Source organism: Mycobacterium sp. E2479, assembly GCF_001667925.1.
Taxonomy (GTDB): Bacteria; Actinomycetota; Actinomycetes; order Mycobacteriales; family Mycobacteriaceae; genus Mycobacterium.
This window is the reverse complement of record NZ_LZJR01000129.1, coordinates 38,416-51,644: the sequence shown is the minus strand read 5'-3', so window position 1 is coordinate 51,644 and position 13,229 is coordinate 38,416. Positions and strand designations below refer to the sequence as shown.

The window sequence follows — 13,229 nt, the reverse complement described above, 5'->3', positions numbered from 1 at the left end:
CGGCCAGTTACAGCGGGATGTTCTTGTGGCGGCCGCGGCGCGCGGGCGCCTGGGCCAGAGCCTCGGTGAGCTTGCTGCGGGTGTGCGACGGGTCGATCTTCTCGTCGACGACGCCGATCTCGATGGCGCTGTCCACGCCGCCCGCGATCCGCTCGTGCTCGGCGGCGAGCTCGTCATGCAGCGCCTCGCGCTCGTGGTCCGCCGCGGCGGCCAGCTTCTTCTTGTGCAGGATGCCGACGGCGGCCTTGGCGCCCATCACCGCGACCTCGGCGTCCGGCCACGCGTACACCTTGGTCGCGTTCAGTGACCGGGAGTTCATTGCAATGTAGGCCCCGCCGTAGGTCTTTCGGGTGACCAATGTGACGCGCGGAACCGTGCACTCGCCGAACGCGTGCAGCAGCTTGGCGCCGCGGCGCACCACCCCGCCCCACTCCTGGTCGACACCGGGCAGATAGCCGGGCACGTCGACGATCACCACCAGCGGAATGCCGAATGCGTCGCAGAGTCGCACGAACCGCGCTGCCTTCTCGGCACTTTCAGAGTTCAGGCAACCGCCCAGGCGCAACGGGTTGTTGGCCAGCACGCCGACCGTGCGGCCGGACAGCCGGCCAAGGCCGATCACCATCGACGGCGCCCAGTTGGCCTGGAATTCGTCGAAAGGCGTCTCGTCGTCCAGGATCGCGGTCACGATCGGCCGCACGTCGTAGGCCCGGCGCGACGACTCGGGCAGCAGCGCATGGATGTCGGTGTCACCGGCCTCGGCCTTGTTCTTGTCGAAATGCCCTTGCTGGCAGAACAACCCGACCAGCCGGCGGCCGCGTTCGTACGCGTCGAGCTCGTCGTCGGCGACGATGTGGCAGACCCCGGACTTCTTGTGGTGGGTCTCCGGCCCGCCGAGCGAGCACATGTCCACGTCCTCGCCGGTGACGCTGCGCACCACGTCCGGCCCGGTGACGAACACCCGGCTTTCCGGCGCCATCACGATGACGTCGGTCAGGGCCGGCCCGTAGGCGGCGCCGCCGGCGGCGAAGCCGACGACCACCGAGATCTGCGGGATGTAACCGGACGCCCGAATCATCGCCTCGAAGACCAGGCCCACCGCGTGAAGTGCCTTCACACCCTCGGCCAGCCGGGCACCGCCGGAGTGCCAGATACCCACGATCGGGCTCTGCTCCTCGATGGCGGTGTCATAGGCGTTGACAATGTGCGTGCACCCCTCGATGCCCATCGCGCCGCCCATGACGGTTCCGTCGGTGCAAAACGCGATGGTGCGCACGCCATTCACGGTCCCCGCGGCGGCAAGGACGCCGGAACGGTCCCGCTCGTGCAGCAGCTCGACGCTGTCATCGTCGAAGAAATTGCTCAAGCGCAACAGCGGGTCGCGAGGGTCGAGCGACTCGCCAACCGTCTCGGGGGCCGTGATAGTCATCGCAGGTCTCCTGATATTCGGTGGTGCCCGGGTCTAGTAGCGCCCGAAGGCGATGGCCACGTTGTGTCCGCCGAACCCGAACGAGTTGTTGATCGCGTACTCGTAGTTGCCCGGCCGTGGTTTGCCTGCGACGACGTCGAGGTCGATTTCGGGGTCGAGGTTTTCCAGGTTGAGCGTGGGGGGGACCACCTGGTCGCGCAGGGCGAGCACGGTCAGGATGGATTCCACGGCACCCACGGCGCCCACCGAGTGGCCGAGTGCGGCTTTGGGGGCATAGACGGCGGGTTTGTTGCTGCCCAGCGCGTTGTTGATGGCCCTGGCCTCGGCGACGTCACCGACCGAGGTGCCGGTGGCGTGGGCGTTGACGTGGCCGATGTCGGACGGCGTGAGCCCGGCGAGTTGGATGGCGCGGCTCATCGCGTGGCCGGCGCGTTCGCCGTTGGGGTCCGGGGCCACCATGTGATAGCCGTCGGAGGTGATGCTGGCGCCCATGATGCGGGCCAAGATGTTGGCGCCGCGGGCTTTGGCGTGTTCCTCGGTCTCGATGACCATGAGCGCGCCGGCCTCCCCGAACACGAAGCCGGTCCGGTCGCGGTCGAACGGGCGACACGCCCCGGCCGGGTCGTCGTTCTTGGTCGACATCACGATGCGCATCTGGGCGAACGCCGCGATCGGCACCGCCTCGATACGGGTCTCCACGCCACCGCAGATGGCGATGTCGGCCTCGCCGAACACGATGTTGCGCCACGCCTGCGCGATGCCCTCGGAACCCGACGCGCACGCCGACACCGGGGTGATCACGCCGGCTTTGGCATGCCGCTCCAATCCCACCGCCGCCGATGCGCCGTTGGGCATGTACTTCTGGACGCCCAGCGGAGAAACGGCCTTCATGCCACGAGCGCGCATGTCGTCGTAGCTGAAGACCATCTCTTCCGACGAACCCAAGCCGGTGCCGATGGACACCATCAGCCGGTTGCTGTCGACCTCGGGGGAGCCGGCGTTCTCCCAGACGCGGCGGCCCAAAATGGTGGACATCCGCTGCAGGTAGCCCGTCCTGCGCAACTCGATACGGGTCATTTGGCTGTCGAATTCCTCCAGCAAATGCCCGCCGATGCGCACCGGCAGGTCGAACTCCTCGACGAACGGATCCTCGAGTTTGCGGATACCACTTTGGCTGTCCAGCAACAGCTTCCAAGTGTTCTCGGCATCGGTAGCCAACGCGGTCGTCATGGCGATGCCAGTGACGACCACGTTCGGGAGCGTTTTCCCGGTAACCAGCTCTGTCATGGGTCTTGCGAACGTTCCTTCCAAACTGTCCGACTCCTCGTCGGGCCGATTGCGGCCCGCGTCGTCGCCGGACTCCGTACCTCAGTAACGCCCGAAGGCGAGTGCCACGTTGTGGCCACCGAACCCGAACGAGTTGTTGATCGCATAGCGCAATTCGCCGTAGCGAGGTTCGCCCGCGACAACATCAAGGTCGATCTCGGGATCGGGTGTTTCGTAGTTGAGTGTTGGCGGTATCACGCCATCCCGAAGGCTCAATACCGTGAGAACAGATTCCAAAGCTCCGACCGCTCCGATGGAGTGGCCCAGAGCCGACTTCGGTGCGTACACCGCCGCTTCCTGACAGCCTGCGACCCGAATGGCGTTGGCCTCGGCGGTGTCGCCGATCGGCGTCGCGGTACCGTGCGCGTTCACGTGGTCAATGTCCTTGGGGGACAACCCCGCCAGCTCGAGCGACCTCGTCATCGCCCGGCCTGCACGGACGCCGTCCGCCGCCGGCGCCACCATGTGGAACGCGTCCGAGGTGATGCCGGCACCCATCAACCGGGCCAGAGGCTTGGCACCCCGGGCCTTGGCGTGCTCTTCGGTCTCGATGATCATCAGCGCACCGGCTTCACCGAAAACGAAGCCGTCGCGGTCCTTGTCGAACGGCCGCGATGCGCGCTCGGGCTCATCGTTGCGCGTCGACATGGCCCGCATCATCGAGAACGCCGCGATGGGCAGCGCCTCGATGGGACCCTCGACACCCCCGCAGACGGCGAAGTCGGCATCGCCCATGACGATCTGACGCCAGGCGTGGGCGATTGCCTCCGAGCCCGACGAGCAGGCCGAGACCGGGGTGATGACCCCGGCGCGGGCGCCGAGCTGCAGACCCACCACCGCCGCGGCGCCGTTGGGCATGATCATCTGAACCGCGAGCGGCGACACCTTGCGGGGCCCGCCCTCGTTCATCAGGTCGTAGCTCTCCACGATCCTTTCGGCGCCGCCGAGCCCGGTGCCGACCACGACCGAGAACCGGTCGGGATCGACCTCCGGGCTGCCGGCGGCCTCCCACAACTGACCGCTGAGCAGCTTGGCCAACCGCTGCACGTAGGACATGCGGCGCAAGTCGAGCCTGCTCATCTGTTCGTCGATGGGCTCCTTGAGGTGTCCACCGATCTTGACGGGCAGGTCCCACTTGGTGATGAACTCGTCTTCGAGGACGTGGATGCCGCTCTCGCCGGCCAACAAACCCTTCCACGTGCTCTCGATGTCCGGCGCGATCGATGTCGTCGCCGAGACGGCGGTTACCACAACGTTGGGGTAACCGCCATTAGCAGTGGAAGGCTTACTCACTTGCTGTCCGCTTCCAGCCTCGCCTTGACGTTGGCAACGGCGTCGGGGTTCTCGGTCTCCAGCTTGGCGCGCAGCGCCTCGGCGGCCTCGGGGTTCTCTTCCTCGAGCTTCTGGATGTAGGAGACGACGTCACCGACGGTACGCAGACCGGCGAGGTCCTCGTCGGGGATCTTGACGCCGTACTTGTCCTCGGTCTGCACGGCGATCTCGACCATCGACAGCGAGTCGATGTCCAGGTCGTCGACGAAGGACTTCTCCGGGGTGACCTCGGAGGGCTCGATACCGGTTACCTCTTCGATGATCTCGGCGATACCGGCGATGATTTCTTCCTGGCTGACAGCCACAGCGTGCTTCCCTTCGTAATGTGTTGTGTGTTAGGCGAATTGACGTGCTATGCGGTTGTACTGGTTGTGCAACTGGTCGAGCTGGCTTTAAAGCTCGGCCAAAGCGTCCAGGTCTGCGGGCGACTTGACGGCGCGAGCCGTGATCCCCCGAAGTTCTCGTTTGGCGATGCCTGTGAGGGCTCCCGCAGGCGGAAATTCGACGGCCGCAGTGACTTCCAGGTCACGCAGCGTCGCGGTGCACAGGTCCCAGCGCACCGGCTGGGTCAGCTGAGCGACCAGCGCCTCCATCGCCGCGGTCGCCGACGCGACCGGCTTGCCGTCGCGGTTCGACAACAGCTTGGCGGTGGGCTCGGACGTCGCAACGGCGGCCGCCGCGGCGGCGTAGCCGTCGAGCGCCGACGCCATGTACTTGGTGTGGAACGCTCCGGCCACGCCCAGGGCACGGACCCGAGCCTTCTCCGGCGGGTCCTCGGCCAGCTTCTCCAGCGCGGTCAGCGAGCCGGCGGCGACGATCTGCCCGGCGGCGTTGCGGTTGGCGGGGAACAGGTCAAGCTGCTCGAGCCGGGCCAGAACTTCGCCCTCGTCCCCACCGAGCACCGCCGACATGCCGGTGGGCTCGATGGCGCATGCCTTGGCCATCTCGGCGCCACGAGTGGCGGCCAGCGCGACGGCGGCGTCGGCGGCGATCACGCCCGCGATGGCGTAGGCGGCGATCTCTCCGACCGAGTGGCCGGCGACGACCAGATCCGCGTCCGACAGCAGGCCGCGCCTGGTCAGCTCCTGGTGGGCCAGCAGCGTGGCGGCGACAACCAGCGGCTGCGTGACCGCGGTGTCGGTGATCTCTTCGGTCGACGCGGTGGTGCCCAGGCGCACGAGGTCGAGCCCACTGGCCTTGGACCACAGCGCCAACTGGTCAGCGGCGCCGGCGAGCTCCAGCCATGGCGAGAGCATCCCCTCGGTCTGCGAACCCTGTCCGGGCGCAAGCAAAGCAATCACGTGTTTAAGAGAACACTGTGGAAACGGTTTTGGCGGGTGTATCAGATTATGAACCTCATCTTAGGTTTTTGTGAACTCCCCACAAAACGGCTCTTTAAGCTATGGGTTTGATATCGTGCCGCGATCTGTTGCCTGAGTCACTGTCACCCGCATGGCCCGCGGCAACCCCTCTGACCGGCAGCGGAACCGCCGGCATGGGGTTGTTGACGGCGTTTGGCGGATTGGTGGGGTAGTTGAGCTGGCCGACCGTCGCCGCTACTCGCAGCACATATGCATCGCGCGGCTGCATGGGATCGCGGCCCGTGAAGTCGGTGATCCGCTTGAGTCGGTAGCGCACGGTGTTTGGATGAACGAACAACTTTCTGGCACACGCCTCAATCGCGCCGCCACAATCTAAGTAAGCGTCAAGAGTCTCGATCAGCGTGGGACCCGCGTCGGCCAGCGGGCCCATCACGTCGGTGTGCAGCGCCACGATCGCCGATGCGTCGCCCATCAGGGCCCGTTCGGGCAGCAGTTCCCGCGCGAGTACCGGACGCGGCGCCCCACGCCAGCCACCCACGGCGTTCATACCGGATATCGCCTCGCTGGCGCTGTGGAATGCCGCCGTCAGCATGGGTGCGGTGGGTCCGACGACCACGGGGCCGTCGGCGAACGCCACCAGCAGATCGTTAAGGAATTTGTCGGTTGGTGACAAGTGGCCGGACACGATCGCCACCAACCAGGTGCCGTGCACGTCGGTGAGGGCCGCGCGCCCGTGCTGCGCGGCGATATCGCGGACGTGCTGGCTTGCGCGTTCGCTGTCGTCGGGGCCGGTCGACCCGTCGCGGCCGGGGGCCGGGGTGCCGACCACGACGGTCGCCGGCGCCGTGGTGTCCCAGTTCAGCGCCGCGGCGCGGGACAGCAGCTCGGGGCCGGTGTCGCCGCGGACCACCGCGTCGACGACGCTGGCTTCCATTCGGCTGTCCCAGGTCCCGCGTGCCTCGGCCGCGTTCGCGTAGGCGGTGGCCGCGGTGAACGCCAGGTCGCGGCTGTACTTGAGGATGCCCACGGTCAGGGCGGTCAGCTGTTCTTCGGAGCGAGCCAGCAGCGGGACCACTTCCTCGAAGAAGTCCATGGTCACTCGCGCCATGTCCACGCTGTGGCGCAGGGCGATGCGGCGGGCGAGGTCCTGGGGCACCAGCTCGAAGGCCTGGGCGGTGTGGCTGACGTTGCTGTGCGGGTCCTGCATCCACTCGGCGAAGTTGTTGATGGCAGTCTGCACCACCAGCGCCATGCTGGCCCGCTGCGATGCTTCCAGCTCGCCGAAGAACGGCAATCGATCGCCCATCACCGAGACCGCTTCGGTGGCCAGCCGGCCGGAGTACTGCTTCAGGCGACGCAGGACGGAGTCCGGCACGGTGTCCAGCAGCTCCAGGGGCGATCGCGGCTGCTTGGCGAACGGGCCGGCGAAGGGATTGTCGTTCACCCCTAAAACGTACGCGTCTTTTCTAGAAGTTTCCGCCAAAGGCGGCGCCTGGCGCTCTTAAGAACCCGCCAAGCCGTGGCTTGGGGGTGTCGAGTGTGCGGCCAGCCGCACGCTCGGCGGCGGCTGTGCGGCTGGCCGCACACTCGCGGGAAAGCGGCGGGCGTCAGGCCACGCCCGGGTCGGACGTCTGCTCCGGCGCGGCCAACACGTCGTCGATCTTGTACTGGCGAGCCGCCGCGATCGGCACCGACGGGTCGATCTCGCCGTCCCGTGCCAACGCCTCCAGCACAGCGACCACCTGTGATTCGGCATCGGTGTTGAAGTACCGCCGCGCCGCCGGCCGGGTGTCGGAGAAGCCGAACCCATCGGTGCCCAGGGTGACGTAGGTGCCCGGCACCCAGGGCCGGATCTGCTCGGGAACCGCGCGCATCCAGTCCGAGACCGCGACCACCGGCCCGCTCGTGTTCGACAGGACCTGGGTGACGTACGGGACGTCGACCGGCCGGTCCGGATGGCGCAGTCTCGCCCTGTCGACGGCAACGCCGTCGCGGTTCAACTCGCCCCAGCTGGTCACCGACCAGACGTCGGCGGCGACGTCCCACTCCTCGGCCAGCATCTCCGCGGCGTTCAGCGCCGATGGCATCGCCACCCCGGACACCAGGATCTGCGCCTTATTGGTCCGCTGTTCGGTCGCGGCGCGGTAGCGGTAGATGCCGCGCAACACGCCCTCGGGGTCGAAATTCTCCGGCTCGGGCGGCTGGACGTAGGGCTCGTTGTAGACGGTGATGTAGAAGTACACGTTCTCGGGGTTCTCGCCGAACATCCGGGCCAGGCCGCTCTCCACGATGTAGGCGATCTCGTAGGCGAAAGCCGGGTCGTAGGCGACCACCGCCGGGTTGGTGCTGGCCAGCAGCAGCGAGTGGCCGTCGGCGTGCTGCAGGCCCTCGCCGGTCAGCGTGGTGCGCCCCGCGGTGGCTCCGAGCAAGAAACCGCGCGTCATCTGGTCGGCGGCGGCCCACAGGCCGTCGCCGGTGCGCTGGAAGCCGAACATCGAATAGAAGATGTAGATCGGGATCATCGGCTCGTTGTGCGTCGCATATGACGTGCCCGCGGCGATGAACGATCCGACCGACCCGGCCTCGTTGATGCCCTCGTGCAGGATGTGCCCGCCTTCGCTTTCCTTGTAGGCCAGCATCAGCTCGGCATCCACTGCGGTGTACAGCTGCCCGTTGCGGTTATAGATCTTCAGCGACGGGAACCACGAGTCCATCCCGAAGGTGCGCGCCTCGTCGGGAATGATCGGCACGATGCGCGGTCCAACTTCCTTGTCCCGCAACACTTCCTTGAATGTCCGCACCGTCGCCATGGTGGTGGCGACCTCCTGATTTCCCGACCCCTTCTTCAGCGCGGCGTAGATTTCGCGGCCCGGCAGTCGCAGCGCCTTCGTCTTGGTCCGCCGCTCGGGCAGGAAACCCCCGAGGGTGCGTCGGCGATCGACCATGTAGCGGATCTCCTCGGCATCCGGGCCGGGGTGATAGTAAGGCGGCAAATAGGGATCCTCTTCCAGCTGGGCATCGCTGATCGGAATCCGGATAGCATCGCGGAAGTCCTTGAGATCCTGTAGCGCAAGCTTTTTCATCTGGTGCGTCGCATTGCGGCCCTGGAAGTGCGCGCCAAGCGAGTAGCCCTTGATGGTCTTGGCCAGGATCACCGTCGGCTGTCCTTTGTGGTCGACGGCTGCCCGGTAAGCGGCATAGACCTTGCGGTAGTCGTGGCCACCGCGCTTGAGGTTCCAGATCTCGGAATCCGTCATGTGCTCCACGAGCGCCTTGGTGCGCGGATCGCGGCCGAAGAAGTGGTCCCGCACGTACGCACCGTCGTTGGCCTTATAGGTCTGGTAGTCGCCGTCGGGTGTGCTGTTCATCAGATTCACCAGCGCGCCGTCGCGGTCGGCGTGCAGCAGGGCGTCCCACTCACGGCCCCACACCACCTTGATGACGTTCCAGCCGGCGCCGCGGAAGAACGACTCGAGTTCTTGGATGATCTTGCCGTTGCCACGCACCGGGCCGTCGAGGCGCTGCAGGTTGCAGTTGACGACGAAGGTCAGGTTGTCCAATCCCTCGAGCGCGCCGACGTGCAGCAGTCCGCGGCTTTCCGGCTCGTCCATCTCGCCGTCGCCCAGGAAGCACCACACGTGCTGATCGGAGGTGTCTTTGATGCCGCGGTCGTGCAGGTAGTGGTTGAACCGCGCCTGATAGATGGCATTGAGCGGACCCAGGCCCATCGAGACCGTGGGAAATTCCCAGAAGTCGGGCATCAGCCGCGGGTGCGGGTAGGAGGGCAGTCCGCCGGCGGCGTGGCTGTGTTCCTGCCGGAAGCCGTCCAGGCGGTCGGCGGTCAACCGGCCTTCCAGGAAGGCGCGGGCATAAATACCCGGGGACGCGTGGCCCTGGATGAATATTTGGTCACCGCCGCCGGGGTGCGATTTGCCGCGGAAGAAGTGGTTGAACCCGACCTCGTACAGCGCCGCCGACGAGGCGTAGGTCGAAATGTGGCCGCCCACACCGACTCCCGGGCGCTGGGCGCGGTGCACCATGATCGCCGCGTTCCACCGGATCCAGGCGCGATAGCGCCGTTCTACATCCTCGTCGCCGGGAAACCACGGCTCGAGTTCGGTCGGAATGGTGTTGACGTAATCGGTGGACGTCAGCGACGGGATGGCGACGCGCTGCTCGCCGGCCCGTTCCAGCAATCGCAGCATCAGGTAACGCGCCCGCGACGGGCCGGAGCGCTCCAGCAGTTCATCGAAGGACTCCAGCCATTCCGACGTCTCTTCTGGATCGATGTCGGGTAGGTAGGAAGCCACCCCCTCGCGGATCACCCGGACGCGGTCGGGTTCGGTTGCGCTGTGGGGGTTTGTGGCCAGATCGTGGCGCACGAACTCAGTTGTCAACGCACTACTCCTGTTGTTGGCGGAATGTGTGCCGTAATGGGTGGTTCGCACCCTGCCCACCATCGTGCCGCACTGGTGTGGCGCGCGGATAGTCGCCGTCGGCTAGCCCGACGCAGCTTCGCCTGCGAACCCCAACTCGGCGTGTATGGGGCGGGCGCGCAACCCACCCGGTAACGTCAGCCGTGTGCTCATCCGGTGGGGTGCCGTCCCTGAGGCGCAGGTGAAGGCTTTGCCCCGGCGCGGGGCGTTGGCGCTGGGTTGTGTCGCGGTGGCGCTGATGGGCATCGTCGGGTGCACCTCTGTCACCAACGGCACGGCGACGCCCGACACCAAGGTGGCGCCGGCCTACCGGCAGTCGGTGTCCGCGTCGGTGTCCGCGTCGTCGGTAACCTCGAGCGTCCGGGAATCCCAGCGGCAACAATCGCTGACCACCAAGGCGGTGCGCACCGCCTGCGCCACGCTGATCACCACCAGCAAGAACGCGATCGACAAGACCAACGAGTTCGTGAAGGCGTTCAACGCCGGCGGCGGCACCGGCCCGACCGAAGGGCCGGCCATCGACGCCCTCAACGACAGCGCCACCACGGTGGCCAACAGCTTCAGCGATGCGATGTCGCAGCAGATCAAAGACGCCTTCAACGCCTACATCGACGCCGCCCGGGCGGTGGCGAACGCCATCGGCACCCACGCCGGCACCGGCGAATTCAACAAGCGGGTCGACCAACTCAATGACACGAAAAAGAACGCGGTGAAACTGTGCCTGGCAACGTGATGATGCGGGAGTATGGACCAGGTTCTGGCTGTGCGACGATAATGCCCAATCGCATAGCGCGCGGACGTTAAGGAGGCTCCACGGTGGTCGCGGCGGATCACGCCCCGAGCTACGCCCGCAAATTGGGCATCCAACGGGACCAGGTTGTCCAGGAGTGGGGCTGGGACGAAGACACCGATGACGAGATCCGCGCCGCGGTAGAGGAAGCCTGCGGCAGCGACTTGCTCGACGAAGACACCGACGAGGTAGTCGACGTCGTGCTGCTGTGGTGGCGAGACGGTGACGGCGACCTGGTGGACACATTGATGGATGCGATCGGCCCACTGGCCGAGGACGGCGTGATCTGGGTGCTGACGCCCAAAACCGGCAAGCCCGGACACGTATTGCCGGCCGAAATCGCGGAGTCTGCCCCCACCGCAGGTTTGATGCCCACCTCGTCGGTCAACCTGGGGGACTGGAGCGCCAGCCGGTTGGTGCAGCCCAAATCCCGCGCCGGGAAGCGTTGATGCTTTCCGTCGGCACAGCCGCCCCGGATTTCACTTTGCGCGACCAGAACCAACAGCGCGTCACGCTGAGCTCCTATAGGGACGCCAAGAACGTGCTGCTGGTGTTCTTCCCGCTGGCATTCACTGGGATCTGCCAGGGCGAGCTGGACCAGTTGCGCGACCACCTGCCCGAGTTCGAAAACGACGACAGCGCGGCGCTGGCGATCTCGGTGGGACCGCCGCCCACGCACCGGGTGTGGTCGCTGGACAGCGGCTTCACGTTTCCGCTTCTGTCGGACTTCTGGCCTCATGGCGCGGTCAGCAAGAGCTACGGGGTGTTCAACGAGGACGCCGGCTACTCCAACCGCGGGACGTTCGTCGTCGATCGATCCGGGGTCATCCGCTTCGCCGAGATGAAACAGCCCGGCGAGTCCCGCGACCAGCGGCTCTGGACCGATGCCCTGGCGGCATTGCGGGGCTGAGAGGGGCTGGATGATTTTGGGAACTTGGCCTTCGGACGGGTAGCCTGCCCGGGGCAACGGGCGCGTAGCTCAGTGGTAGAGCTCTGGTTTTACACACCAGCGGTCGGCGGTTCGATACCGTCCGCGCCCACCAACGAAAACGCAAGTTAAATATCGATTTCGCGTTTGCGGATCCGGACTACGCCGCGCTGGAGCATGGCGATCGCGCGCGGCGGCAAGACCGAGCAGAATCGCTCGCTTAGGAACTGGCGGCCGTCGTCGTGGTGGTCGACGAGATCGCGTCCGGACAATAGGCGCTGGCCGCGATGGCGGTGAATTTCTCCGCCTTCTCCTCGGTCAGTGCGGCTGCTTTGGATGTCATCGCCTTCGCGATATCCGCCATCGCCGTGCCGCCGCTCGCCGCCGAGCACACGTAATGGGCCGACTGAATAACCTGCGCCGGGTCGTTATAGGTGAAGCCGGCGGAGTTCAGCGATGCGAGGAACGCGTCGTCGGTGTCATCGGCGTGCGCGGGCGCCGCCAAACCAATCACGACGGCCACACTGGAAATGGTCAGAAGGAGCTTCATAAATTCGAAATCGTCCCAGACGCGTGGGCCATTCGCGTCTGACGAAACAATTTGTAACAATCGTCAACCTCCCGTTGACATACCGAATTATCCGAGTGTGCTTCGCGCCGAGCTTTCCCGGCGTTACTCTTTGCCGATGATCGCGGGCGAGAAGGCGCCTGACTTCACTCTGTTTGATCACACCGGTCGGCCCCGGGCGCTGTCCGAGCTCCTTGCCGACGGGCCGGTTGTGCTGTTCTTCTTCCCATTAGCGTCCTCACCGATCTGCACAGCCCAGGCCTGTCATTTCCGGGACCTCAGCAATGAATTCGTCACGGTGGGCGCCCAGCGCGTGGGCATCAGCACCGACACCGTCGACAGGCAGGCCCACTTCGCCCAACAACGCTCGTTCGACTATCCGTTGCTCTCCGACGCGGACGGCGTCGTGTCCGAGCTGTTCGGGGTGCGCCGAGGCAGGTTCGCCAAGCTGCGTCGATCCGTCGTCTCCCGTGACGAGGCCCGGCGTGGCCGGCACGCCCGGCGCCGTGGCCTGCTGGCCCGGCTGCTACCGGTCAGACGGACCACATTCGTCATCGACACCGATCGCACCGTACTCAAGGTGGTCTCCAGCGAGCTGCGCGCATCGGTGCACGCCGACCAGGCCTTGTGGTTCCTGCAGCACCACATGGGACCGCATAGTTCGCCACATGCCGGGGGGAAACATTCCGACGCGCCTGACGACGATGGCACAGAACGGGAAACCGCGAACGAGCCGAGCCTGGTCCGGCCGTACGCGCTGACGGGAGGCCGTACCGACGCTGGCGTCGAATTGGCACTCGAGGCTCCGGTCGAAGCGCTCAACACCACATCGAAGCCACCGCGCTGGCCGAGAAACGATGTGCGGGGCCAGATCCTGACGTATTGCGTGCAGAGCCCATCGGTCGCAGAGATCGCCGCCCGTCTGTCCCTGCCGCTCGGTGCGACGCGGTTTCTGGTCGGCGAACTGGTGACACAGGGTTATCTGCGGGTGCACGCACCCCTCGGTGACTCGATGACGATCGACGAACGACGTGAACTGATAGGCAGAACCCTCAGTGGCCTGCGAGCACTCTGACGGGCCGGACGCCGCCTCGACGA

12 protein-coding genes and 1 tRNA gene are annotated in these 13,229 nt (G+C 66.2%); 5 read left to right on the top strand and 8 right to left on the bottom strand.

Translation table 11 applies throughout. From position 1 onward, the window contains the following. Positions 1 to 7: 7 nt before the first annotated feature. The 7 genes from A5686_RS19320 to aceE form a co-directional block, all read right to left on the bottom strand. Positions 8 to 1,429, bottom strand: coding sequence for an acyl-CoA carboxylase subunit beta (locus A5686_RS19320; RefSeq protein WP_067937609.1), 1,422 nt, complete (start codon positions 1,427 to 1,429; stop codon positions 8 to 10). Positions 1,430 to 1,462: 33 nt separating this feature from the next. After that, positions 1,463 to 2,716: a 3-oxoacyl-ACP synthase KasB gene (gene kasB / locus A5686_RS19315; protein WP_067937607.1), complete on the bottom strand. Its 1,254-nt coding sequence runs from the start codon at positions 2,714 to 2,716 to the stop codon at positions 1,463 to 1,465. A gap of 81 nt (positions 2,717 to 2,797) precedes the next feature. Next, complete coding sequence (gene kasA, locus A5686_RS19310; protein WP_067937604.1) at positions 2,798 to 4,048, bottom strand: 3-oxoacyl-ACP synthase KasA; 1,251 nt, start codon at positions 4,046 to 4,048, stop codon at positions 2,798 to 2,800. After that, the gene (gene acpM / locus A5686_RS19305; RefSeq protein WP_066960905.1) at positions 4,045 to 4,392 is read right to left on the bottom strand and encodes a meromycolate extension acyl carrier protein AcpM; all 348 of its coding nucleotides are present in this window, start codon (positions 4,390 to 4,392) and stop codon (positions 4,045 to 4,047) included. Before acpM ends, kasA begins: the two co-directional genes overlap by 4 nt. A gap of 87 nt (positions 4,393 to 4,479) precedes the next feature. Then, positions 4,480 to 5,388: an ACP S-malonyltransferase gene (locus tag A5686_RS19300; protein ID WP_067937602.1), complete on the bottom strand. Its 909-nt coding sequence runs from the start codon at positions 5,386 to 5,388 to the stop codon at positions 4,480 to 4,482. A gap of 94 nt (positions 5,389 to 5,482) precedes the next feature. Then, on the bottom strand, positions 5,483 to 6,853 hold the full coding sequence (locus tag A5686_RS19295; protein ID WP_067937600.1) for a CdaR family transcriptional regulator: 1,371 nt from the start codon (positions 6,851 to 6,853) through the stop codon (positions 5,483 to 5,485). 163 nt (positions 6,854 to 7,016) lie between these two features. Then, positions 7,017 to 9,806, bottom strand: a complete 2,790-nt coding sequence (aceE, locus tag A5686_RS19290; protein WP_067937655.1) for a pyruvate dehydrogenase (acetyl-transferring), homodimeric type — start codon at positions 9,804 to 9,806, stop codon at positions 7,017 to 7,019. Positions 9,807 to 9,990: 184 nt separating this feature from the next. Here aceE and A5686_RS19285 point away from each other — a divergent pair, with 184 nt between their 5' ends. From A5686_RS19285 to A5686_RS19270, 4 genes are all read left to right on the top strand, one after another. Further along, positions 9,991 to 10,578 (top strand): hypothetical protein, encoded by a 588-nt coding sequence (locus A5686_RS19285; RefSeq protein WP_067937657.1) that lies wholly within the window; start codon positions 9,991 to 9,993, stop codon positions 10,576 to 10,578. Positions 10,579 to 10,661: 83 nt separating this feature from the next. Beyond that, positions 10,662 to 11,084, top strand: a complete 423-nt coding sequence (locus tag A5686_RS19280; RefSeq protein WP_067937598.1) for a DUF3052 domain-containing protein — start codon at positions 10,662 to 10,664, stop codon at positions 11,082 to 11,084. Continuing rightward, positions 11,084 to 11,545, top strand: coding sequence for a peroxiredoxin (locus tag A5686_RS19275; RefSeq protein ID WP_067937595.1), 462 nt, complete (start codon positions 11,084 to 11,086; stop codon positions 11,543 to 11,545). The genes A5686_RS19280 and A5686_RS19275 overlap by 1 nt, the downstream gene beginning before the upstream one ends. A gap of 58 nt (positions 11,546 to 11,603) precedes the next feature. Beyond that, positions 11,604 to 11,678: transfer RNA gene (locus A5686_RS19270), tRNA-Val, on the top strand. A gap of 105 nt (positions 11,679 to 11,783) precedes the next feature. On the opposite strand, the gene A5686_RS19265 is transcribed toward A5686_RS19270, so the two are convergent. Continuing rightward, complete coding sequence (locus A5686_RS19265) at positions 11,784 to 12,173, bottom strand: DUF732 domain-containing protein (RefSeq protein WP_231986422.1); 390 nt, start codon at positions 12,171 to 12,173, stop codon at positions 11,784 to 11,786. A gap of 76 nt (positions 12,174 to 12,249) precedes the next feature. Between A5686_RS19265 and A5686_RS28270 the strand changes: the two genes are divergently transcribed. Then, positions 12,250 to 13,206 (top strand): peroxiredoxin, encoded by a 957-nt coding sequence (locus A5686_RS28270; RefSeq protein ID WP_067937591.1) that lies wholly within the window; start codon positions 12,250 to 12,252, stop codon positions 13,204 to 13,206. Positions 13,207 to 13,229 lie beyond the last annotated feature (23 nt).

Bases quoted from the DNA above. Each gene is read 5' to 3' on its own strand.
- A5686_RS19320 (WP_067937609.1), bottom strand. From the start codon at position 1,429: ATGACTATCACGGCCCCCGAGACGGTTGGCGAGTCGCTCGACCCTCGC.
- kasB (WP_067937607.1), bottom strand. From the start codon at position 2,716: ATGACAGAGCTGGTTACCGGGAAAACGCTCCCGAACGTGGTCGTCACT.
- A5686_RS19275 (WP_067937595.1), top strand. From the start codon at position 11,084: ATGCTTTCCGTCGGCACAGCCGCCCCGGATTTCACTTTGCGCGACCAG.
- A5686_RS28270 (WP_067937591.1), top strand. From the start codon at position 12,250: ATGATCGCGGGCGAGAAGGCGCCTGACTTCACTCTGTTTGATCACACC.